Annotated in this window: 22 protein-coding genes and 1 pseudogene; 8 read left to right on the forward strand and 15 right to left on the reverse strand. The window is 67.2% G+C overall.

The genetic code is table 11. The features are described from left to right. Nucleotides 1-12 precede the first annotated feature (12 nt). The gene (locus tag WAQ08_RS07895) at nucleotides 13-429 is read right to left on the reverse strand and encodes a porin (RefSeq protein WP_422190677.1); all 417 of its coding nucleotides are present in this window, start codon (nucleotides 427-429) and stop codon (nucleotides 13-15) included. On the opposite strand from WAQ08_RS07895, the gene WAQ08_RS07900 reads away from it, so the two are divergent. After that, entirely contained in the window at nucleotides 421-948 is a 528-nt protein-coding gene (locus tag WAQ08_RS07900) for a diguanylate cyclase domain-containing protein (protein ID WP_422190679.1), read from the forward strand. The two genes, WAQ08_RS07895 and WAQ08_RS07900, sit on opposite strands and share 9 nt — an antisense overlap. 78 nt (nucleotides 949-1,026) lie before the next feature. After that, nucleotides 1,027-1,899, forward strand: a complete 873-nt coding sequence (gene tesB, locus WAQ08_RS07905; protein WP_422190681.1) for an acyl-CoA thioesterase II — start codon at nucleotides 1,027-1,029, stop codon at nucleotides 1,897-1,899. A gap of 70 nt (nucleotides 1,900-1,969) precedes the next feature. Here tesB and WAQ08_RS07910 read toward each other — a convergent pair whose 3' ends face one another. Continuing rightward, nucleotides 1,970-2,671: a pirin family protein gene (locus WAQ08_RS07910; RefSeq protein WP_422190683.1), complete on the reverse strand. Its 702-nt coding sequence runs from the start codon at nucleotides 2,669-2,671 to the stop codon at nucleotides 1,970-1,972. Between the two features lie 114 nt (nucleotides 2,672-2,785). On the opposite strand from WAQ08_RS07910, the gene WAQ08_RS07915 reads away from it, so the two are divergent. From WAQ08_RS07915 to WAQ08_RS07930, 4 genes are all read left to right on the forward strand, one after another. Further along, nucleotides 2,786-3,712 (forward strand): LysR family transcriptional regulator, encoded by a 927-nt coding sequence (locus WAQ08_RS07915; protein WP_422190685.1) that lies wholly within the window; start codon nucleotides 2,786-2,788, stop codon nucleotides 3,710-3,712. Nucleotides 3,713-3,780: 68 nt separating this feature from the next. Further along, on the forward strand, nucleotides 3,781-4,515 hold the full coding sequence (locus WAQ08_RS07920) for an MliC family protein (RefSeq protein WP_422190687.1): 735 nt from the start codon (nucleotides 3,781-3,783) through the stop codon (nucleotides 4,513-4,515). A 154-nt stretch (nucleotides 4,516-4,669) separates the two neighbouring features. Continuing rightward, nucleotides 4,670-6,094, forward strand: coding sequence for a serine hydrolase domain-containing protein (locus WAQ08_RS07925; RefSeq protein ID WP_422190689.1), 1,425 nt, complete (start codon nucleotides 4,670-4,672; stop codon nucleotides 6,092-6,094). A gap of 101 nt (nucleotides 6,095-6,195) precedes the next feature. Beyond that, nucleotides 6,196-6,441 carry a DUF1289 domain-containing protein gene (locus WAQ08_RS07930; RefSeq protein ID WP_422190691.1) on the forward strand — a complete coding sequence of 82 codons (246 nt, stop codon included), beginning with the start codon at nucleotides 6,196-6,198 and terminating at the stop codon, nucleotides 6,439-6,441. 5 nt (nucleotides 6,442-6,446) lie between these two features. On the opposite strand, the gene WAQ08_RS07935 is transcribed toward WAQ08_RS07930, so the two are convergent. The 10 genes from WAQ08_RS07935 to WAQ08_RS07980 all read right to left on the reverse strand — a co-directional run bounded on the left by WAQ08_RS07935 (nucleotide 6,447) and on the right by WAQ08_RS07980 (nucleotide 16,905). Continuing rightward, nucleotides 6,447-7,184, reverse strand: a complete 738-nt coding sequence (locus WAQ08_RS07935; RefSeq protein ID WP_422190693.1) for a lipase secretion chaperone — start codon at nucleotides 7,182-7,184, stop codon at nucleotides 6,447-6,449. Nucleotides 7,185-7,204: 20 nt separating this feature from the next. Next, the gene (locus WAQ08_RS07940) at nucleotides 7,205-8,059 is read right to left on the reverse strand and encodes an alpha/beta hydrolase family protein (protein WP_422190695.1); all 855 of its coding nucleotides are present in this window, start codon (nucleotides 8,057-8,059) and stop codon (nucleotides 7,205-7,207) included. Nucleotides 8,060-8,205: 146 nt separating this feature from the next. Beyond that, a complete protein-coding gene (locus WAQ08_RS07945; RefSeq protein ID WP_422190697.1) occupies nucleotides 8,206-9,288 on the reverse strand; it encodes an AraC family transcriptional regulator in 1,083 nt (360 codons plus the stop codon). Nucleotides 9,289-9,544: 256 nt separating this feature from the next. Continuing rightward, a complete protein-coding gene (locus WAQ08_RS07950; protein ID WP_422190699.1) occupies nucleotides 9,545-10,699 on the reverse strand; it encodes an iron-containing alcohol dehydrogenase in 1,155 nt (384 codons plus the stop codon). Nucleotides 10,700-10,732: 33 nt separating this feature from the next. Beyond that, nucleotides 10,733-11,374, reverse strand: coding sequence for an ABC transporter ATP-binding protein (locus WAQ08_RS07955; protein ID WP_422190701.1), 642 nt, complete (start codon nucleotides 11,372-11,374; stop codon nucleotides 10,733-10,735). Then, nucleotides 11,367-12,113 (reverse strand): ABC transporter ATP-binding protein, encoded by a 747-nt coding sequence (locus WAQ08_RS07960; protein ID WP_422190703.1) that lies wholly within the window; start codon nucleotides 12,111-12,113, stop codon nucleotides 11,367-11,369. The genes WAQ08_RS07955 and WAQ08_RS07960 overlap by 8 nt, the downstream gene beginning before the upstream one ends. Continuing rightward, nucleotides 12,110-13,126 carry a branched-chain amino acid ABC transporter permease gene (locus tag WAQ08_RS07965; protein WP_422190705.1) on the reverse strand — a complete coding sequence of 339 codons (1,017 nt, stop codon included), beginning with the start codon at nucleotides 13,124-13,126 and terminating at the stop codon, nucleotides 12,110-12,112. Before WAQ08_RS07965 ends, WAQ08_RS07960 begins: the two co-directional genes overlap by 4 nt. Then, complete coding sequence (locus WAQ08_RS07970) at nucleotides 13,123-14,019, reverse strand: branched-chain amino acid ABC transporter permease (protein ID WP_422190707.1); 897 nt, start codon at nucleotides 14,017-14,019, stop codon at nucleotides 13,123-13,125. Before WAQ08_RS07970 ends, WAQ08_RS07965 begins: the two co-directional genes overlap by 4 nt. Before the next feature lie 59 nt (nucleotides 14,020-14,078). Continuing rightward, complete coding sequence (locus tag WAQ08_RS07975) at nucleotides 14,079-15,362, reverse strand: ABC transporter substrate-binding protein (protein ID WP_422190709.1); 1,284 nt, start codon at nucleotides 15,360-15,362, stop codon at nucleotides 14,079-14,081. Nucleotides 15,363-15,456: 94 nt separating this feature from the next. After that, complete coding sequence (locus WAQ08_RS07980) at nucleotides 15,457-16,905, reverse strand: NAD-dependent succinate-semialdehyde dehydrogenase (RefSeq protein ID WP_422190711.1); 1,449 nt, start codon at nucleotides 16,903-16,905, stop codon at nucleotides 15,457-15,459. A gap of 176 nt (nucleotides 16,906-17,081) precedes the next feature. Between WAQ08_RS07980 and WAQ08_RS07985 the strand changes: the two genes are divergently transcribed. Then, on the forward strand, nucleotides 17,082-17,918 hold the full coding sequence (locus tag WAQ08_RS07985; RefSeq protein ID WP_422190713.1) for an IclR family transcriptional regulator: 837 nt from the start codon (nucleotides 17,082-17,084) through the stop codon (nucleotides 17,916-17,918). Between the two features lie 27 nt (nucleotides 17,919-17,945). Here WAQ08_RS07985 and WAQ08_RS07990 read toward each other — a convergent pair whose 3' ends face one another. Together WAQ08_RS07990 and WAQ08_RS07995 are read right to left on the reverse strand one after the other, a co-directional pair. Then, a complete protein-coding gene (locus WAQ08_RS07990; RefSeq protein ID WP_422190715.1) occupies nucleotides 17,946-19,634 on the reverse strand; it encodes a diguanylate cyclase in 1,689 nt (562 codons plus the stop codon). Nucleotides 19,635-19,805: 171 nt separating this feature from the next. Then, nucleotides 19,806-20,699 carry an MFS transporter gene (locus tag WAQ08_RS07995; protein WP_422190717.1) on the reverse strand — a complete coding sequence of 298 codons (894 nt, stop codon included), beginning with the start codon at nucleotides 20,697-20,699 and terminating at the stop codon, nucleotides 19,806-19,808. Between WAQ08_RS07995 and WAQ08_RS08000 the strand changes: the two are divergent. Further along, nucleotides 20,650-20,986, forward strand: a pseudogene (locus WAQ08_RS08000) (LysR substrate-binding domain-containing protein); the annotation flags it as partial. The gene WAQ08_RS07995 and the pseudogene WAQ08_RS08000 sit on opposite strands and share 50 nt — an antisense overlap. A 13-nt stretch (nucleotides 20,987-20,999) precedes the next feature. On the opposite strand, the gene WAQ08_RS08005 reads toward WAQ08_RS08000, so the two are convergent. Beyond that, nucleotides 21,000-22,085 carry a DUF3616 domain-containing protein gene (locus WAQ08_RS08005; protein ID WP_422190719.1) on the reverse strand — a complete coding sequence of 362 codons (1,086 nt, stop codon included), beginning with the start codon at nucleotides 22,083-22,085 and terminating at the stop codon, nucleotides 21,000-21,002. Nucleotides 22,086-22,151 lie beyond the last annotated feature (66 nt).

A 22,151-nucleotide genomic window follows, 5' to 3' on the forward strand; every position in this document is an offset into this window, starting at 1 on the left:
GATCCGCTAAATTCAGAACACGAAGTCCAGGTTCAGTGTCTGCTGGGCCACCTTGCTGCCATCCTGGTAGGCCTGGATCATCCGCGCGGCATCGCCCAGCGCACCCACTTGCGACACGTAGCCCACCAGAGGGTTGTCGATGTTGAGGTCATCGACCCGGATCCGGGAGAAGGCGATGAACGGCGTGAAAGCCCCCCACCGGTAACCAGCGTTCACGTACCAGCCCGTGGTGTCGGCGATCTGCGTGTCGCTGCGCAGCCAGGTGTACTCGGCGTTGAGCTGCCAGGGCCCGTGCTCATACATCGCCCCCACGCCACTGAACGTGATCGGCTGGCGGCGAGCGCCGAGCTGATCCATCAGTTGGCTGGCCTGGGCCGGCGACAGGCCGCCGCCCACTGGCCGATCGCCCAGGACGTGGTGGTGGCCCACACCGACAACCAGACACCGGCCTACATGGGCAAGCCCTACCGGCTCAGCGATGACCAGGAGCCCCTGGTCGACATCAGCCGCCAGGTCAAGCCAGAAGCACCCGGCGGCGAGCGCGTGGTCATCACCTTCCCGGCCAGCTACCTCGTCAGCGATGACGACGCCAGCCGCTTCGGCAGCGAAGGCCTGCTGGCCTTCACCGGGCTGGACGGCATCGTCCGCGCGCGGCGCGTGGGCGCGGTCATCTCGTCTGGCGATGCGGTGAACCTGGGCGACACGCCCCAGCAGGCTGAGATCGCGGAGGTCGGCCGGCGCATCATCGACAAGCTGAGCCACCCCTACAGCCTGGACGGCCGCCACGCCACGGTGACCACCAGCGTGGGCGCGGCCGTGTACCCCGACAACGGCGATGACGAGGAATCCATGACCCGCGCCGCCGACCACGTGATGTACGCGGCCAAATCACGCGGCAAGAACCAGTTGCTGTTCTCGACGGAGCAGGCGCCCCAACCCGCGTGTTAGATTTCATCGGCAGACAATGAACACACAACACTGAAACTTTCAGGGCGCTATCCCCACCCGCGCCCGGACGGAGACCCCATGAGCGACGTGATGCAGGAAGTGCTGGATCTTCTGGATCTGGAAACGATCGAGAAGGGCATCTTCCGCGGCCCCAGCCGCAACTTCTTCGGCAAGAACGTGTTCGGCGGCCAGGTACTGGGCCAGGCCCTGATGGCCGCAGGCCGCACCGTGGAAGGCCGCCTGCCGCACTCGCTGCACGGCTATTTCCTGCGTGCGGGCGATGTGAAGACGCCCATCGTCTACCAGGTCGAGACCATCCGCGACGGCAAGAGCTTTTGCACGCGCAACGTCAAGGGCATCCAGCATGGCGAGAACATCTTTTTGATGTCTGCCTCGTTCGCGGTGCCGGAAGAAGGGCTGGACCACCAATCGACCATGCCCGAGGTGCAGGGCCCTGATGATTTGCCCAGCGAGCACCAACTGCGCGCCCTCATCGCCCCCATGATCCCGGAGAAGATCCGCTCGGTGTTCGAGCGCGAGCGCCCTGTGGAGATCCGTCCCATCGACCCGGTCAACCCCTTCGCCCCCGTCAAGAAGGAAGCTGTGCGCCGACAGTGGATGAAGTCGCAGAGCCGCCTGCCGGACGATCCGCTGCTGCACATGTGCATCCTGGCCTTCGCCTCCGACTTCGGGCTGATGAGCACGGCCATGCTGCCGCATGGGGTGTCGGTCATCCAGAGCAATGTGCATGCGGCCAGCCTGGACCACGCCATGTGGTTCCACCGCGATTTCCGCATCGACGAATGGCTGCTCTACGACATGGATGCGCCCAATGCATCCGCCTCGCGCGGGATGAACTTCGGGCGCGTGTTCAAGCAGGATGGCACGCTGGTCGCCACCGTGGCGCAGGAAGGCCTGATGCGGCTGCACGAGGTGCAGGAGAAGTACTGATACTCAGCCGGCATCGCCACCAAGAAAAAGCGCCCACCGAAGCGGGCGCTTTTTTCATGCGCTCAAGCGATCAGGCCGCAGAGTCCACCAGCACCAGTTCGGTGTCCGACAGCGCTGTGACGCGGAAGCTCTCCACATCACGGATGGCCGCGCCATCACGGGCGTTCAGGCGCACACCGTCGATCTCCACCTCGCCGGCCGCCGGCACCAAGTAGCCCCGGCGGTCCTTGCCGATCGTGTACTCGGCCGTTTCGCCAGCCTTCAGCGTGGCGCCCAGCACCCGGGCATTGGTGCGGATGGGCAGCGCATCCTCGTCACCCGGCAGACCGCTGGCCAGCGCCACGAACTGGCCCGAGCGCTCACCCTTCGGGAAGGGCTTGGCACCCCACGACGGCGCAGCGCGTTCGCGGTCCGGGATGATCCAGATCTGGAAGATCTTGGTCACGCCCGGCTCCAGGTTGTACTCGGAGTGGCGCACGCCGGTGCCGGCGCTCATCACCTGCACGTCACCCGCTTCGGTGCGGCCACGGTTGCCCAGGCTGTCCTCATGGGTGATGGCGCCTTCACGCACATACGTGATGATCTCCATGTCCGAGTGGCCGTGCGGCGGGAAGCCCGTGTTGGGGGCGATGGTGTCATCGTTCCACACGCGCAGGGCACCCCAGTGCACCCGGGCCGGGTCGTGGTAATCGGCGAACGAGAAGTGGTGCTTGGCGTTGAGCCAGCCATGGTTGGCACCACCGAGGCTTTCGAAGGGACGACGTTCGATCATGATGCTTCTCTCAAGTAAGTTGGGCGCTGTTTGTTGGCGCCATGGGTTCACTGTAGAGATTTGCGATTCATAAGAGAATAGAAAACATGGAAAACAATTCATTCCAAAATTGACATGACCAAGTTGCCTGACCTGGAAGCCTGGGCCATCTTCGCCAAGGTGGCCGAGTGCGGCTCCTTCGCCAAGGCGTCGGAAGAGCTGGCCATCTCCCAGCCCACGGTGTCCAAGGCCATCACCCGGCTGGAGCAGCGGCTCAAGACCACGCTGTTCCACCGCACCTCGCGCAAGATGTCGCTCACGGCCAGCGGCCAGGCCGCGCTGGAGCGCGCCACGCGCATCCTGGCCGAGGGCGAGGCGGTGGAGGCCGAGATCACCGAGCAATCGAAAAGCCTGCGCGGCGCCATCCGCATCGCCGCGCCCATGTCCTTTGGCGTGACGCACCTGGGCCCCGCCCTGCCCGAGTTCATGCGCCGCCATCCCGAGGTGACGCTGGACCTGCACTTCAGCGACGAGATGATCGACGTGGTGGCCGAGGGCTACGACCTGGCGCTGCGCATCTCCTCCCTGCCCGACTCCAGCCTGCTGGCGCGGCGCCTGTGCGCGGTGCGCCTGCTGCTGGTGGGCGCGCCAACCTACTTCAAGCAGTACGGGCATCCCACGCACCCGCGCGACCTGGCAGAACACCGCGCGCTGCGCTATGCCAACGATCGTGGCGGCGAGGCCTGGCGCTTCAAGCACCGCAAGAAGGGTGAGTTCGGCCAGGTGGTGCCCTCCAGCCTGCGCGTGAACAACGCCGAGGCGTTGGTGCCAGCCCTGCGCGCGGGCCTGGGCCTGGCCATCCAGCCCGAGTTCCTGGCCTGGGACGACCTGCGCGCCGGCCGCGTGCTCCCGACGATGGATGAGTGGCAGGTACCGCCCATCGCCCTGCACATCGTGATGCCGCCAGGGCGGGCCAAGCCGGCGCGCGTGCAGGCGCTGATCGAGTACCTGGCGGGGCATTTCGCGCAGGCACCGTGGGCTGCGGGGCAGGCAAGCCCATGAGCGTCGAGCAGGTTCGTGGTGATCGCACTATGCTGGGTGCCATCAAGACATCGCTCCGGAGATGCCCGATGCCCCTGCCGCACCTGAGCCTGGTCCACTTGGCCACATGCCTCAGTCTGGCGCTGGCAACCACCCCCTTGCTGGCGCAGACGGGTGGCACAGGCCCGACGGCACCCTACCCTTCCCGCACGCCCGGGCCCACCGCGGCCCCCTCAACCCCCTCGGGCGCGGCCACGGCACCATCGGCCCCCAAAACCGGCACCTGCGCACAGGCCCGCCCCGGCAACATCCCCGAGATGATCTGCCAGGACGAAGGCCTGCGCGCCCTCGACCAGTCCATGGACGACTTCTACGCCCAGGCCCGCAGCAAGGTCGGCGATGAGCAGCCGCCCGTGCTGGCGGTGGAACAGAGCAAATGGCGCCACCAGCGAGACGGCTGCTGGAAGGCTTCCGACCGGCTCGACTGCGTGCAGGCCAGCTACCACCACCGCATCATCGAACTGCAGGCCCGCTACCGCCTGGTGGACAGCATCGGCCCCGTTACCTACCTCTGCGATGACAACCCGCCCGCCAAGGTGGTGGTGGATTACTTCAAGACGGAGCCCCCTTCGCTGATCGCGCGCCAGGGGGACAGCACCGTGCTGATGCTCGCCGCCCCCAGCACCAGCGGCGCGCGCTACACCGGCACCAACGAGAGCCTGTGGGAACACCAGGGCGAGACCGCCATCCGCTGGGGGTTCGGCGCCCCAGAGCGCAAGTGCATAAAGCAGCCCGAAGCCGCTGCCTCGGCCGCCTCCACGTAGCAGGCGCTGCAGGCCCTTGCCGTCCCCCAATGGGGTGAAGGGTTAGTGCTCATGCCCTGCCCCGGCCCGCTGGGTACATTGCGCGCATCGCCGCGTCATCCATCGGCATCAGCCAGATCGATGGCGCTACCGCCACCCGCCCGGGAAGCCTCTGATGCGCCTTTGCCCCTTGCGCTCCGCCGCCTTGTCGTCCACCTTGGCGCTGGCCTGCGCCATGGCCAGCCTCGCCTCCAACGCCCGTGCCGACCTGATCGACGACCTGCCCGCCGGCACCGGCTACGCGGCCTGGGAGCTGTGCACCCGCACCCAGCAAAGCGGCGACGACTACCTGCGCGTGCGCTGGGCCTACACCGTGCCCAAGGTGCAGCCCCTGCCCTATGTGTGGGATGTGGACTACTACCCCGGCAGCAAGGTCGATGTGCGCACCTTCGTACCTTTCATCACCAACAAGCGCACGGCCGTCTACCGCAAGGGCCTGGGCTGCACGCTGGTGCCCCCCGGTGCCACCGAAGCCGCCGTTCGTGCCCAGCCTTTCAAGGCGGTCACACTGACCACACCGTCCGCACAGGCCTGGCCCCTTGGCGAAGGCCCGGTGCAGAGCTACCTGAACAGCCCGGCCCTGAGCCAATTGCTGACCAAGCATGGCGATGCCATCTTCACGGAGACCTCCACCAAGGCCGGCGAGAAGCAAAACGCACTGGCATTTCTGGTTGCACGTGACGGGCACCTGGTCTACGAACGTTACGCCAAGGACTACGACCGCCAGCAGCCGCAGCTGGGCTGGTCCATGACCAAGTCGCTGACGGCACTCGTGGCCGGGCTGATGATCACCGATGGTCGCCTGAGCCTGGACACGCCCGTGGGCCTGCCGCAATGGTCGGGCAGCGCCAAGGCCGCCATCACCTGGCGCCAGTTGCTGAACATGGCGCCCGGCTTGGCCTGGAACGAGGGCTATGCCGGCGCCAGCGATGCCACGCAGATGCTGTTCTCGCAGCCCGATCAGGGGGCCTGGGCAGCCGACCGCACACTGACCTCTGCGCCGGGTTCAACCTTCACCTACTCGACGGGCTTCCCCAACATCGCGATGCTGCGCATGAAGCAACTGCTCGGCGGCACGCACCAGGCCCTGTACGACTACTACCAGCAGCGCCTGTTCGCACCGCTGGGCATCCGCAACGGCGTGGTCGAGCCCGATGCCACCGGCACGCCCGTGGGCGGCGCACGAGGCATCCTGCGGCCGGTGGACTGGCTGCGCCTGGGCCAGTTGGTGGTGCAGGGCGGCCAGTGGAACGGGCAGACGCTGATCAATGCCGAAGCCATGCGCTTCCTGGTGGCGGCCTCGCCCGCGTCCAGTGAATACGGCGGCTACATCTGGCGCCAGCCGTCCACCGAGATCCCGGCTGCGCTGCCCGCACGCCTGCCTGCTGATCTGGTCTGGTTCGCCGGCCACATGGGGCAGTTCGTGGTGATCGTGCCCAGCAGGAACCTGGTGGTACTGCGCATGGGCGTGTCCTTCTCGAAGGATGCCTCGCGCGAGGCGATCTTCGCGGCCGTGGCAGACCTGATCGAGCAGCCCTGATCAAGGCCATGGCGGCCTGAGCCTATCGGCGGCAGGGGCAATTTCAATCACGCTGCGGGCGGCTTGGCGCCACACTGAGCCACCGAACTCAAGCTTGAGCCATGCCCACCCTGCTGACCGACAACCCCTGCGTGTCCCTGTGCAAGCTGGACGATGATGGCGTCTGCCTGGGCTGCGGCCGCACCAAGCCCGAGATCAAGGCCTGGAAAGCCCTGCCCGATGAGCAGCGCCATGACATCAACATGCGCCTGCTGGCCACGGGCCGCAAGAAGGTGCGCAAGCTGCTGCTCAAGCGGCTGAGGCAGCGCGTGAAGGCCCACAAGGCCACACGCCATCACAAGGCGTGAACGGTTCAGGATCCCCTGGTCATGCGCTCCGCCGACAGCCTGGCCTGGGCCCGCGCGGCCTTTTCCTCCAGCGAGGCCTGCGGCTCCGCATCCTCCTGCATCAGCTGGATCAGGCGGACCGTGATGGCCTCCTGCTCGCCGAACAGGCGCTGCGCCGCACCTGCGCCGAACTGCTCCTGCCGCAAGGCCTGCATGGCCTTGAACTGCGCGGCCATGTCGTCGACCGAGCCCGGTGACTGCGAGGGGTTCACCGCCTGGCGCAAGGCGGCGTCGTAACGGCCGTACTGCTGCGCCAGTTCGACGGCCTGGCGCCGGGCCTTCTCGGGCAGCGTGCCAGCGGCGTCCTCGGCTGCATGCACCAGTTCATCGGCACCGTTGAAGGCATGCACCTGTTCCAGCGTGCGCTGCGTGCCTGCGTCCAGCACCAGTTGCCCCTGCGCATCAGCGCGGAAAGGCTGCACGTGCCAGGTGCCTACCGGCCCGATGGCCCCTGCGATCGGCATGGGCGTGGGCAGCGCCTGTGCCGCAGAAGCCGAGCCACCGACGGGCGCGGCATCCCCCTGAGCAGCGACGCGCCCCCACCCCGCCCCGTGGAGCGAGGGCGAGGCGGGGTGTCGCCTGTTGGCGGAATCACCGCCACGATCGGCCAGGGCGATCACGCCCCAGGCGAGCACGGCACTGGCGGCCACCGCGCCACCCAGCCACCATGCGCGGCGGCTTTTCCTTGTGGTCGAGATGATCATGGCAGGCAACTCCCTTGTCGTCAGTAAGGACAGTTCTGGTTGTAGCGATCAAAGACCAGACCGGTGGCATAGCTGGTGTGCTGCGCGCCGCACAGGAAGGGCGAGTAGCGCGTGTCGCCATCGACGAAGCGCTTCATCCAGGTCACCGCATAGCGCCCGATCGGCGTGTTGGTGGTGTTGGGCGCGAAGTGCGTGGCGCCGTTGAGTTCGCCATAGGCTTTGAAGGTGCTGGAGGGGAGGCTGGCGTAGAAGGGCCGTGCGTGCGAGGCCACCGGCGCGACCGTGTCACCGTCGGCGCCGATGATCATGGTGGGCACGCGCACCGTCGAGAAGTTGGTGCTGAGGTTCCACGGCGTCAACGGGTACGAGGCCTTGAGCGTGGGGTTGTCACGCGCGGCGATCAGGGAGCCGCCGCCACCCATCGAGTGACCAGCCACGGCCAGGCGCGTCGAATCGATGCGCGCGCGCACCGTGCTGCCCGATGAGTTGAGCACGTAGCGCAGTGCGGCCACCAACTGCGTAGCGCGGCTGTCGGGCTGGTCCAGCGTGGTGTTGGTGTTCAGCGTGATCACGACAAAGCCGTGCGAGGCGATGCGCCGGCCCAGCCAGGCGATGCTGCTCTCGGTGGCCGTGAAGCCCGGGCTGATGGCGATGACGCCGTACTTGCCCGCGACCGTCGGGTAGTAGATGGTGCCGCCGCCGAAGCCGACGGGCAGCAGCACCGAGGCGGTGGACACGCTGAGCGGCCCGGCCGTGGCATTGAGCGAGGCCGAGGTCGGCGTCGAGGTCTGCGAGAAGGCCGATGGGGCCAGGGTGGTCAGGGCGATCGCCGCGGCGATGGACAGGCCCTTCATGCGGGAGACGGTGGTCTTCATAGATCCTCTTCGATGTTTGGGTACAACACTTCTGAGGTGCCTGCCCTTGGCCAGCGGGGGCGCCAGGTACGGCACCGGAACTGTGCGTTCAGCGAAGAGGTCCGTGAATGTCCGCAAGGGACAATAAAGAAGATCAAAGGGGACAGCTATTGCTGCAGTGCGGAAGCCCGCGCGGGCTGGGCATTGCCCAAGCCACCATCACTGGCCTTGCGGTATTCCTTGGGTGTGCGCCCCGTCCAGCGCTTGAAGGCATGGCGAAAGCTCACCACATCGCTGAAACCCAGGGCCTCGGCGATGTCCTCCGCGCTCATCAGGGTGCTGGTGAGGTAGTCGATGGCCAGGGTCTTGCGCACGGCCGTCAGCAGCTCGGTGTACGAGGCGCCTTCGGCCTCCAGCCGGCGCCGCAAGGTGCGCGAGGTCATGCACAGGGTCTGCGCCACCTCTTCGATGTCGGGGAAGCGGCCGGCCACGCATGTGAGCTCCTGGTAGACGCGGCGGGTGATGCCGGCGCTCCACTTGAGTTCGTCGAGCAGCCGCGCGCACTGCATGGACACGTGCGAAGCGGTGATCGGGTTGGCCAGCTGCGGCGCGCGGTCCAGCCAGCTGGTGGGAAAGCTCAGCGTGTTGCGCGGCTGGTCGAAGCGCACCGGGCATTGCAGCACCGCCTCGATGGCCTGCATGTGCACGGGTTCGCTGGCGGCATAGCCCGCCTCCATCGGCAGGAACCACGAGCCCATCACATCGCGCCCGATGGTGACGAGCGCCGCGAACTGCAGGTCGATCATGAAGCGGTACAGGCGCTCATCGACATCGGCCCAGGGAAAGTCAGCGCGGCCGGGGAAGGCCCACACCGCGCGGTCACCCTCGATGCACCAGCGCAGCGGCAGCATGCCGCCCGAGAGCGGGTGGTACTTGATGGCGCGGTTCCACATCTGCTGCACGGTCTCCGAGCACAGCAGCGCGTAGCCGTACATGCCGTAGTTGGTGGCGCGCAGACGCGTGCCCACGCGCAGGCCCAGGTCCCAGCCGGGATACAGCCTGACCGCATTGCGCGTGGCGCGCATGAACTGCGCGCACGACGTGAGCGTGAAGGGTTTCTCGACGTCCTGCTGGCTCAGGCCCGTGCCGTCGAGCACGGCCACCGGGTCCACGCCGGCCTCGATCAGCACGCCGAGCAGCGTGGCCAGCTTGGAGGGTGGAAAACGCCGATCGCCCACGGTGGCAACCATGGAGGCATCCTGCGGCGCTGGCGGTGTCAGCGGCGGGACGTGTGCGATCTCATCGAGGACGTAAGCGTGCGATGCTGTCTGCATGATCTTCCCCGTTCATCTTGCTGCTGGCACGGATTCTTGCAGCCACGCTGCATCCGCGCCCCTGGGGTGAAACCTGATTGGCGCGTCAGACAGCCCGCGCCGCTTGGGATGTTGCAGCGCGCCATCCCTGGCGGCTGCAACGCTCTTCTTCTACGTCGTCAACACCCGCGCGTCAGAACGCGGCGGTGTAGATGGCCAGCGCGTCGGCCTCGGTGACCGGGCGCGGGTTGTTGCCCAGCAGGCGCGTCTGCAGCATGGCGTCCGATGCCATGCGGGCCAGGTCGCTTTCCTTCACGCCCACCTCGCGCAAGGTGCGCGGGATGCACGTGGCCTCGGCGATGTCCTCCAGCGCGGCGATCAATGCCTGCGTCTTGGCCTCGGCGCTGCCGGTCACACCGGGCACCAGCACGTCGGCGATCTCGGCGTAGAGCACCGTGGCGGCCGGCGCGTTGAAGCGCAGCACGTGCGGCAGCACCAGCGAGTTCGACAGGCCATGGGCCACGTGGAAGATGCCGCCCACCGGGTAGGCCAGCGCATGCACCGCCGCCACCGGAGCGTTGGCGAAGGCCTGGCCCGCGAACATGGCGCCGACCAGCATGGCCTCGCGCGCTTCGCGGTCGCTGCCGTCCTTGCAGGCGCGCAGCAGGTGGCGCGAAATCAGGTCCAGCGCCTTCACGGCCAGCATGTCCGACACCGGGTTCTTCAGGTGGGCCGTGGTGTAGGCCTCGATGGCATGCACCATCGCGTCGATGCCGGTGGCCGCGGTGATGGCGCTGGGCAGGCCGATCGTCAGCTCTGCATCCAGGATCGCCAGATCCGCGTAGAGCTGCGGCGAGACCACGCCCATCTTCGTCGTCTCGCCCGTGGTGACGATGGACACCGCCGTCACCTCGGAGCCCGTGCCGGCCGTGGTCGGCACCTGGATCAGCGGCAGGCGCTGCCCCGTGATCTTGCCGATGCCGTACATGTCCTTGAGCGGCTGCTCGGTGGGCAGCAGCGCGGCGATCAGCTTGGCCACGTCCATCGACGAGCCGCCGCCCAGGCCCAGCACCACCTCGGCCTCGGCGCGGCGGGCGCGCTCGGTGGCCTCCAGCACGATGTGCTCAGGCGGATCGGCCACCACGTCGTCGATCACGGTGACCTGCCAGCCGTGCTCGGCCAGGCTGGCCAGCGCGGGGTTGAGCAGGCCGCTCTTGTACAGGAAGCCGTCGGTGACCAGGCACAGACGGGTCTGGGTGTAGCGCTCACGCAGGATGGCGCCGATGCGGCGCGCTGCGCCGAACTCGACCACCAGCGAGGGAACGGTCTGGAACTTGAAAGGGTTCATGGGGTGACCTCTCTCTTCAATCAATGTCTGCGATCAACTGAGCATCTGGCCGCGGTCAATGCGGTAGACCTCGTCCAGCACCGCACCGGCGTGCTGCAAGTCTGCACCCGACAAGATGACAGACAGACCCTCGGCGCGCAATTGGCCAATCACCTCGGCAATGCGCTTGGACAGGGCCGGGGCCACGCCTTCGAAGGGCTCGTCCAGCATCAAGAGGCGCGTGCCGCTCATCAGCGCGCGGCCCACGGCCACGAGCTTTTGCTGGCCGCCCGAAAGCTGCAGCGCCCGGCGGGGGCCGAACTCGCGCGCCTCCGGGATGATGCGGTAGACGTGCTCCAGGCGCGGCTTCACATCCTTGATGCCCATGGCCCAGGCCGGCACGCAGAGGTTCTCTTCCACGCTCAGGTCGGGGATCAGGCGGCGGTCTTCAGGCGCGTAGCCAATGCCCAGGCGCGTGCGGCCATGGGCGGGCGTGCGGGTCAGGTCGGCGCCTTCCAGGCTCAGAGAGCCTTCGCGTGCCTTGACCAGGCCCATGATGGCGCGCAGGGTCGTCGTCTTGCCGGCGCCGTTGCGGCCGATCAGGCCGACGATGGCGCCCTTGGGCACGGTCAGGCTCACGCCGCGCAGGATTTGCGTGGTGCCCAGGCTGACGTGCAGGTTCTTGATCTCAAGCATGGTGGGCCACCTCTTCGCCAATGATGAATTCGCGCACCTTGGCATCGGCCAGCACCGTGTCGGGCTCGCCGTCGGCCAGGATGGCGCCGTCGTAGAAGGCCAGCACGCGGTCGCTGTAGCGGCGAACGATCTCCATGTCGTGCTCCACGAACAGCACCGTGACGCCCATCTCGCGGGCGGCGTGCAGCACGCGGTCCATCACGTCGAACTTCTCTTCAGAGGCCACGCCGCTGGTCGGTTCGTCCAGCAGCAGCACCTCGGGCTTGCCGACCATGGCCAGCGCGATGTCCAGCAACTTGCGCACGCCTTCGGGCAGCAGGCCCACGTTCATCTCGGCGAACTCCAGCACGCCCAGGCGTGCCAGGCCCGCATCAGCCTGGTCCAGCGGCAGGCCGGCCACGCTCAGCGCGATCTCGATGTTCTCGCGCGCGGTGAGCGAGGTGAACAGCTGCGGGATCTGGAAGGAGCGCGCCATGCCCAGGCGGGTGATCTTGCGCGGCGCCTGGCCCGTGATGTCACGGTCGCGGAAGTGGATGCTGCCGCTGTCGGGCTTGATGTAGCCCGTCAGCATGTTGACGAAGGTGGTCTTGCCGGCACCGTTGGTGCCGATCAGGCCGATCACGCTGCGCTCGGCGATGTGCACGGTGACATCACGCGCCGGCTTCACGCTGCCGAAAGACTTGTTGAGCTTCTCAGCGCGGATGATGGTGTTGGCGTTTTTAGTAGTGGAGGTGCTCATGCCTTCACCCCTTTCAGGTTCTGCTGCTTGACCGAGGCCTGCGGTGCACCGGGCTCCGTGGCCTTCTTGCGGAACAGGCGCAGGCTGGTCAGGCCCGTGGGCAGGAAGGCGATGATGGACAGCATGATCACGCCCATCACCAGGTGCCAACTGTTGGGCGCGTACTGGTACGCCGCCGAACGCACGACTTCGAGCAGGATGGCCCCGACGAAGGGCGCAAACGCATAGCCCGTGCCGCTCAGCACCGCGATGAAGATGAAGTCACCCGAGGTGGTCCAGAAGGCCATGTCGGGGTCGATGTGGCCCACGGTGAACGAGGACAACGCCCCGCCCAGGCCACCCAGCGCACCAGCGATCACATAGGTCAGATGGATGTTGCTGCGCGCCGAGGTGCCCAGGTATTCCACACGGATCTCGTTGTCGCGGATGGCCGGGCCCAGGCGGCCCGCACGGGTGCGCATGAACCACGACACCAGCGCCACGGAGATCAGCGACACCACGAACACCACGCCGAACAGGGCGGTACCCGCCAGGTTGGATTCGGTGCCATCGGTCGATGCACCCAGGCCCAGCAGGGTCAGGCCATGGACATTGAAGCCATCGCTGCCACCCAGCTCCACCGTGTTCATCAGCAGGCCGTAGACGATCATCGACAGTGCCAGCGTGAGCATGGCAAAGAAGATGTCGCGGTAACGCGAGAGCAGGAAGCCCAGCGCGAAGGCCAGCACCGCCCCCGCTGCGGCCGCTGCGGGCAACAGCAGGGCCAGCTCATGCCAGCCCAGCAGGTTGGTGGCCAAGCCGATCGTGTAGGCGCCCACCGCGTAGTACAGCGCCTGCCCGAACGAGGCCAGGCCACTGCGCAGCAGCAGGGCCACACCGATGGCGACCACGCCCTTGCCCAGCGCCACCGTGAGCATGAACTGCCACGACTGCACGCTCGCCCCGATCACGCCGAGGGCGACAACGCCCGCCAGCAGGGCCCAGGTACCGGGCCCGAAGGTTTGCTTGCTCATATTTTTCTCGCCTCCATCGGCGCGAAGAGACCCTTGGGACGGAAGGCCAGCACCAGGGCCATCACGATGTAGATCACGAACAGTTCGCCTTGAGGCCAGTAGTGCACGGACATCGCCCGCACCAGCCCCACCAGGCAGGCGCCCAGCGCCGCACCAGGCAGCGAGCCCAGGCCGCCGATCACCACCACCGCGAAGGTGGGCACGATCAGTTCCACGCCCATGCCGGGCGCCACCGAGATGGTGGGCGCCGTCAAGGCACCGCCCACCGCGGCCAGCACCGATCCCACCATGAAGGTGGCAGCGAAGTAGCGGCTCACGTTGATGCCCAGCGTCTGGCTCACTTCACGGTCATGGATCACGGCGCGCAGCAGGCGACCCGTGCGCGTGTACTTCAGGAAGGCCGTGAGCGCGGCGCCCGCCAGGATGGCGAAGCCGACGATGACGAAGTTGTAGTTCGGGTACGAGAGATCACCTACCTCGAAATCGCCCAGGAAGCCATAAGGCTCGGACACGGTGTACGGATCCACGCCCCACACCAGCTTGATCCCGTCTTCCAGGATCATGAACAGGGCGTACGTCACCAGCAGCAGCACGATCGGATCCTGCCCGTAGAAGCGCCGCAGCAGCAACCATTCGGCCAGACCGCCCACCAGGGCGCCAGCCACCAGCGCCGCGATCACCAGCAGCGCATAGCTGCCGTACATCGAGTGTCCATCGGCAATCCAGGGGCCCACCACCCACACGCCGGCGTAAGCGCCAATCGCGTACAGGCTGCCGTGGGCCATGTTGAGAATCTTCTGCACGCCGTAGATCAGCGTCAGACCCAGCGCCGCCAGGAATAACCAGGCGGCGTACATGGCGCCGTCAACGAGGACGGCATAAAAAAGCGACATGCGCGTTCTCCAGCACACCCGGCAGGGCAGCACATGCCGCCCCGCCCAGGTCTATGCGTTTACTTCTTCAGGCCGCCCTTGATCCAGTCGATGGACTTCACGCCTTCAGGCGGGTTCACATCTTCCGGGGCGTAGCGCTTGACGTTGGTCATCGTGATCTTGCCGCCCACGTTCTTGACCACGCCGAAGGCGGTGCCCTGCACGGCCTGGTGGCCCTTGCCCAGGGCCATCTTCACTTCGCCGCCAGGGCCGGTGAAGGTCAGGCCTTCGAAGGCCGCGACCACCTGGTCGGTGCTCGGGGCCTTGCCGCCGTTGGCCTGCAGCGCCTTTTCGTACGCGGCCTTCAGGCCCAGCAGGGCCTGCGTCATCTTGTACGAGGGGTAGCTGGGATCAGCGCTGAACTTGGCCTGGTACGAGGTACGCAGCCAGGTGTTGATCGGGCTCTGCGGGGCGAACACGCCGTAGGGACCACGGGCGCCCAGGATCACGCCGTCAGGCAGGCGCACCTTGCCGTGCGTGGCGGTTTCACCGGCGGTCAGCACCGTCAGCGAACGCTTGAACAGGTTGCGCGGGCCGGCCTGCACCACCAGGCCTTCGAGGTCACCGCCCCAGAAGCTGGAGTGCAGCACGTCGGGCTTGGCGGCCAGCAGGCTGGAGATCTCGGCGTTGTACTGGCCGGCGCCCAGCTTGGGCATCTGGGAGGCCTTGGCTTCGGCCGTGGGCTTGAGCACCTTCAGCGTGCCTTCGAAGTCGGCCCAGGCGTCCTGGCCCCAGGCGTAGTTCTGGTTGATGCCGGCGTAGGTCTTCAGGTCCTTCTTGAACTCGGCCACGTAGCGGGCGGCGCCCACGTTGTCCATCGTGGCGTGCGGCACGGGGCGGAACACGTACTTGTAGCTGGCGTCTTCGAACACGCGGGGCGTGCCGCAGTCGAAGAAGGCGGTCAGCTTGCCCAGTTGCTCGGCCACCGGCGCGATGGCCAGGCAGTTGCCGGACGATGTGTAGCCCACCACGAAATCAACGCCCTGGTTGATCAGGTTGCGGTACTCGCTGACCTGCTTGCTGGTGGCGCCGGCCTCGTCGATGTAGACCAGTTCCAGCGGCGCACCACCGAAGCCCTTGGTGGTGTAGGGTGCGGGCACCTTGCCGGCGTTCAGTTGCTCAGCCGTCAGTTCAGCGGCGTTCTTGGCAGGCACGCCGAAGGGGCCTGCGGCGGCGCCGGACATGAAGGTCACGATGCCGATCTTCAGGGGCTTGGTCTGGGCCATGGCGCTGCCGGCGCTCAGGGCAAAGGCCACGGAACATGCGGCCGAGACGAGGGTGCGGGGGGCGAGGATGGTGCTCATCACATCTCCTGTTGTGGAACTGCTGGGATTGCCGGCGTGCATGCCGGCGTGGGTGATCGCCCCGGGCTTGTGGCCCGGGGGATCGAAACTGGCGTCAGACTTGAAACGCCAGATACTTCACTTCGAGGTATTCGTCGATGCCCAGGTGCGAACCTTCACGACCCAGACCCGATTGCTTCACGCCCCCGAAGGGGCCGACCTCGTTGGAGATCAGGCCGGTGTTGACACCGACCATGCCGACCTCCAAAGCCTCGGCGGTGCGCCAGGCGCGTGACAGGTTCTGCGAATACAGGTAGGCGGCCAGGCCGAACTCGGTGGCGTTGGCCAGCGCGACGGCATCTTCATCGCGCTCGAAGCGAAACAGCGGCGCCACGGGGCCGAAGATCTCTTCGCGGGCCACGCGCATGTCGGGCGTGGTGTCGGCCAGCACGGTGGGCTGGTAGTAGGTGCCGCCCAGGGCATGGTCCTGGCCACCGGTCACCACACGGGCGCCCTTGCCCAGGGCATCGGCCACCAGCTCGTGCACCTTGTCCAGCGCGGGCTGGTCGATCAACGGGCCCAGGGCCACGGCGTCCAGGCCATTGCCGACCTTGAGATCGGCGGCCTTGGCGGCCAGCTTCTCGGCGAAGCGGTCGTAGATGCCGGCCTGCACGTAGAAGCGGTTGGCACACACGCAGGTCTGGCCAGCATTGCGGTACTTGGAGATTATCGCGCCCTCGACGGCCGCGTCCAGGTCGGCATCGTCGAACACGATGAAGGGCGCGTTGCCGCCCAGCTCCAGCGACAGGCGCTTGACCGTGGGCGCCGATTGCGCCATCAGGATGCGGCCCACTTCGGTGGAGCCGGTGAAGGACAGCTTGCGCACCACGGGGCTGGCCGTGAGCACACCGCCCATCGTGCGGGCATCGGCCGTGGTCAGCACCTGGAACACGGCGCCCGGGATGCCGGCGCGCACGGCCAGTTCGGCCAGGGCCAGGGCCGACAGCGGCGTCTGCTCGGCGGGCTTGACGATCATGGTGCAGCCGGCAGCCAATGCCGGGCCGACCTTGCGGGTGATCATGGCCGCAGGGAAGTTCCACGGCGTGATGGCCGCGCACACGCCCACGGGCTGGCGCAGCACGGCGATGCGCTTGTCGGCCTGCGGGTGGGCCAGCACTTCGCCAGACACGCGCTTGGCTTCTTCAGCGAACCACTCGATGAAGCTGGCAGCGTAGATCACCTCGCCCTTGGCCTCTGCCAGGGGCTTGCCCTGCTCGCGGGTCATGATCATGGCCAGGTCGTCGGCGTGCTGGATCATCAGCTCGAACCAGCGGCGCAGCGGCGCGGCGCGCTCCTTGCCCGACAGCTTGGCCCAGGCCTTCTGGCCGGCTTCGGCGACGCGGATGGCTCGTTCGGTCTCGGCGGCGCCCAGGTCGGGCACCGAGGCCAGACACTCGCCCGTGGCGGGATCGAGCACATCGAAGGCAGCGCCGGCATCGGCGGACACCCATTGGCCATCGAGGAAGGCGTGCTGCTTGAGCAGCGTGGAATCGGCGAGTTTCATACGGAGTTCAGGAATGTGCGCGTGCTCGGGTTTCTCCTGACTCGCGCCTATTGTTCAATAGATTGAACCATGTTCAACTAATGGAATGAATCGTAGCCCCCGGGATTCGGGGATGCGACTGGGGTTTGTCCCTATCCCCATGCCATCCTTGGGTATCCGCCCTGCTCTTTTTCACGATGCCAAAAACCAAGACAGACACCGCCGCACAGGCCCCTGAAGCGAAAAGCACCTCCCCGGCGGTGGGCCGTGCCGTGCGCATCCTCGACCTGGTGGCCCGCAGCGCGCGGCCAATGTCGCCCGCCGATCTGGCCCGCGAAACCGGCCTGCCCAAGAGCTCGCTGCACGGCCTGTGCGACACCCTGATCCAGCTGCGCCTGCTGCAGCGCACAGGCACAGGGGCGCTGGCCATGGGGCCGCACGTGATGACCTGGGCCAACGCCTTCCTGGCGCACACGAACATCCTCCAGGAGTTCTATGTGGCCTGGCAGGAGAGTGGTCTCTTCACGCAGGAGACGATCACGCTGTCGGTGCTCGATGGGCGCGACGTGGTCTACATCGCCTGCCAGAACGGCAGTCGTCCGCTGGACCTGACTTTCCGCAACGGCATGCGCCTGCCCGCGCCCTACACCGCCACCGGCAAGGCCATGCTCAGCACCCTGCCTGACGATGAGGTGCGCATGCTGCTGCTCGACGCGCCCTGGCCGACACCGCTCACACGGCGCAGCGTGGGCAGCCTCGACGCCCTGCTGCCCGAGCTCACGCATTGCCGGCGCGAAGGCTATTCGCTGGACGATGCCCAGGTGCGCGAAGGCATGCACTGCTTCGGCGCTGCGGTGTTCGATGCCACCAGCCAGCAACGCGCCGTGGCCGGCGTGGCCGTGAGCTTCCTGGAGGTCGATCTGGATTCGCCGGACCGCGTGGACGCGATCGGTCAGGACATCCGCGCCCTGGCGGACCAGTTGTCAGCGCGGCTGGGCGCGCCGGTGCACCCGGAGCGGCGCGATATGGCCTGAGCCCTGTGCGTACCTGGGCTGTCCCAGTCAGGTCGGCTCGGCCACCTCGATGCGGTCACGCCCGGCGTTCTTGGCGCGGTACATGGCACGGTCGGCCCGGCTCAGCAACTGGTCCAGGCCCACGCCTTGGCTGCGCACATCCGCCAGGCCAATGCTCACGGTGATGCGCAAAGGCTCCTGCCCTTCGCCCACATCCACCAGGGTGGTCGACACGGTCTCGCGCAGCCGCTCGGCAAAGCGCAGGCCGTCCTCACGCTCGCAGTGGCTGAGCAGCACCACGAACTCCTCCCCCCCGATGCGCGCGGCGATGTCGCCCTGGCGAACGCTGTGCTTGAGCACCTCGGTCAGCGCCACCAGCGCCCGGTCACCCGCCGCATGGCCGCGGGTGTCGTTAATGCGCTTGAAGTGGTCCACGTCCAGCAGCAACAAGACCAGGCCGTAGCCATGGCGGCGCGCACGCGCCAGCTCGGCCTCCGCCGCTTCGAAGAAGGCGCGGCGGTTGGGCAAGGTGGTCAGGAAGTCGGTGCTGGATTGCACGCGCAAGCGCTCGATCAGCTTGTCACGCTCGGCCTCCAATGCCGCGCGCTCCTGATGCTGCGCCTGCAGGGCCGCGATGCCATCGAACACCGCAGCGATCTCGTCACCCGGCACGGGGGCTACCAAGGGCACACAGCGGTTCTCGCGCATGGCTTCGAGGGCTTCGGTCGCGCGCCCCAAGGGCTTGATCACCCGGCGGCGCATCAGGTACAGGCCCAGCACGATCAGCGCAATGTGCAGCCCGGTCATGCCCAGCATCACAGACACCGTGCGGCGCTGTTCCGTGTGCATCGCCTCGCCACGCGCACGCCCCTCGTCGAACAGAGCATCCCGCAGGCCCAGGATGGCGTTCATGTCCGGCACATAGCGGGCCGCGAACTGCGCCGTACTCATGCCATAGCCACCGTGCTCACCTGACTTGAGCACCTGCGTCACCAGCGCATCGGCCCGCCCGAAGTAATCCTGCTCCATGCGGGCATGCGCCTGCCGCACCGTGTCCGTCACGTGCCCCACCCCCACGCGGGAAGCGACCAGCACGCGCAACTGCGCGATGCGGCCGCGCATGCGTTCGATGGCCAGGCGCTCTTCGATCGACAGGGGCGCATCGTGGCTGAGCGCAGGTGTCAGCAGGGAGCCCAACTGCCCGGTCAACTCGCGCAACTCCGACGCCAGCATGGCCCCGACCACGACGGAGCTCATCGCGGGTTGGTCTTCGTGCAGATCGTCGATCACCAGCATGACGACGGGACGCAGCATCCCCACCAGGCGGATCATGCCGTCCACCGCCACCTTGATCGATTCCGGCTTGCGCTGTGCCAGCGGCAGGGCCGCCACCGCATCGACGCGCCTGCGCGCCTGGTCCAGCGCTGTCTGGAAACCCTCGACCTGGCGGCCGATGGACTGGCGCCGTCCCTGCTGGGGCACCTCGCGCAAAGCCTTGGCGAAGGCCGCATAGGCCTGGTCCGTGCGCTCCCTGGCCTGAACCAGTGAGGCCTTCAATACCTCGCTGGTGGGCGCCTCGGCCCCCAGCACGCCATTGGCCGGCCCGCGCTCGCGCGACACCATCTCGGCCGCGACCATGCCCAGGCGCAGTTGCTCGATCAGCACCACGGCATTCTCTGCCCGGCGCAGCTCTCGCCAATCGACAAACATGATGCGCCCCACGACCAACACAGCCATGATGAAGAGCGCTGAGGAGATCCACCAGAACCAGGCCGCCAGCGAAAGAGAACGGTGTCGGTGGATCACTGTTTTTTTGTTACCGGACACAGGCCCCCCAAGGTGGCTTCGCTTTCACCCGGGCGGCGGTGTCCTTGTCACCCGGTCGCGATCATGGGGGCTTACTGTAGCTCATGCCACCTCATCCTTGAGCCCGCCAAGTGCCAGGTAGTGATGAACTGCCGGTTTGTCCGGCCCCACGTGGTAGCGCAGCGCCTCGGATTGCAGGTCGGCATCGGCGTGGGACACGCGCTGGTGCTGGCGCAGATGCTCGGCCCACGATTCGACCATGAACCACTCGATCACTTGTTCGGGATCATGGCTGTGCTCGGCCACGCCCCAGGCATAGACCCCATCGCGGCGGCGCTGCTGCGACAGGCGGTGCACGGCACGCAGGAAGGCGCCACGGTCTTCCTTGCGGATGCGGTATTCGATCTGGATCATCACCGGGCCGCAGTCATGCGCCACGGGTTCGGCCAGCAGCGGCTCGGGCCAGTGGTTGGAGGGCTGCAGATCGGCCTCGCAGGTGGGCAGCTTCACGCGGTGGAAGATCACGGCGGCAGCGACCAGGCCAACCGCGCCGATGATGGCGCCCGCGCCCACCGCACCGAGCAGCACACCGTAGAAGCCAGCCGTGCCGCCCAGCACCTGGCGCGCCACCAGGGGCAGCAGCGCCCACACCGAACTGGCAAACAGGAAGAACACCGCCGCACGCAGCAGTACCACGTGCAGTTCACGGCTGGCGCGGGCATAGCGCAGGCCCGCCCGGAAGGCGCCGAAGAACTGCTCCTCCAGCCCTGTGGCCTGCGCCTTCTGGCGGCGCCACCACAGCAGCGCCGCGCCGATGCCGCCGACGAAGGTCAGCGCGATCAGCGACTCCACCGTGAGCGAATTGGTCTGGGCCAGCACCAGCAGGGTCGCACTGACCAGCCCGAGCAGGATCTGCACACCGATCAAGAAGCGCCGCCGGTCCAGGATGGCGAAGCTGGAGCGCCCCATCACGCGGGCCGATCTGCTGGAGCACACCGCCGTGGTGGTGGGCGATGGCGCCCGTTCACTGAGCGACCGCACCGTGGGCCTGCAATCAGGCCAAGATCGAATGCCAGGCCGCCGGCCTGGGGCTGGGCTTTTTGCCCCGCGCCTGCATCGGCAAGGAACTGGCCTCAGGTGCCCTGGTGGCCTTGCCGGTAGAAGAGCCCCGCCCGCCCGAAACCTTCTGGCTGGCTTGGCGCACCGAACACATGGGCGAGGCGCTCAAGTGGTGGCGGCACCGGCTGGACCGCCCGCTGCTGCCCAACATCCTGCCCCGCTGACATCCACATCAACTCAGGCGCGCGCGACCAGGTCGCCCAGCACCGTGAACTCATCAGGGTGCCGCGCAGGCGCCGGCGCGTCGTACAGCGCCAGCCATGAGGGCGAGCGCGCCAGGTGCGTCGGCAAGGCGCAAAACGCCTCCGCACGATCAGTACCCGGTTCATGCGGCAACGTACAGACCACGGGCAGATCAGGCCAGAAGATGACGGGCTCGTCATTGGTCTGCAGCGCCTGCCGGGCACCGGCCCAGCGGTACAGGCGAATGTCGCCGTCCAGCACCATGGTCGGGCCGGCCAGGATGTAGAGGTCATCGCCATCCATGTGCAGATCGCGCACACCCAGACCTCCCAGGTTCAGGAAGTGCTTGCGCAACGGTGCGTCGCCGCCCTGCAAGGCAGCCAACTGGAGGTGATCGCCCTGCGCACGAGGGTTGACCTCCAGCAGACCCGCCCAGCCACGCAGCACCGGCCCGCGCAGGCCCAGCAGCATGGATTCGCCCAACAAGGCCATGCCTTCCACGTCGAAGCCATTGTCCTTGCCCGGCAGGGCCAGGAAAGGGCCGAAGTGCGGATCATCGGCCAGCAGTCGGGTCAGGGCATTGGTACGCTCGTCGCCCTGCAGGCGCCGGGCTCGCCGGCCATCACTTGCGCGTGGCACGAGCGTGGGCACACTACACTCCCCTTGCTCCACCGGAATGCAGGCCAGCAGCAGCCGGTTCGAATCCAGGCTGAGCTTGGCCAGGCGACGGGCGTTGTCCTGCGCGCTGCGCCCGGGTTTGGCGTTCTTGCGCTTGAGCCCGTGCGAGCCCACCACCCACAGGCAGCGGCCATCGAAAGCCATGCCTTCCAGATCGGCCTCGTCATCGGCATCGCCCGGCAGATCGATGAAATCCGCCAAGGGGAAATTCACCGGCTCGCCGAAACGCAGGGTTTCAGGGCCCACAGGTGGCAACCGCGTCAGGCGGTCGATGCCACAGGCCTCGTCGCCAGCCACCCAGAGCGTGTCGCCAATGAAGGCCGCGCCAGACAGGTTGAGATGGACCAGCGAATCCTGGTCGAACTCCAGGCGCACGGCATGGCGCTTGATCAGTTTCTTCATCGTGGACGGTCCATGAGGGAGTGGTCCATCGATGGTAAGCCACCCTCATGGAACCGTCATCTCAAG

This window comes from Aquabacterium sp., from assembly GCF_049274795.1.
GTDB lineage: Bacteria > Pseudomonadota > Gammaproteobacteria > Burkholderiales > Burkholderiaceae_C > Aquabacterium.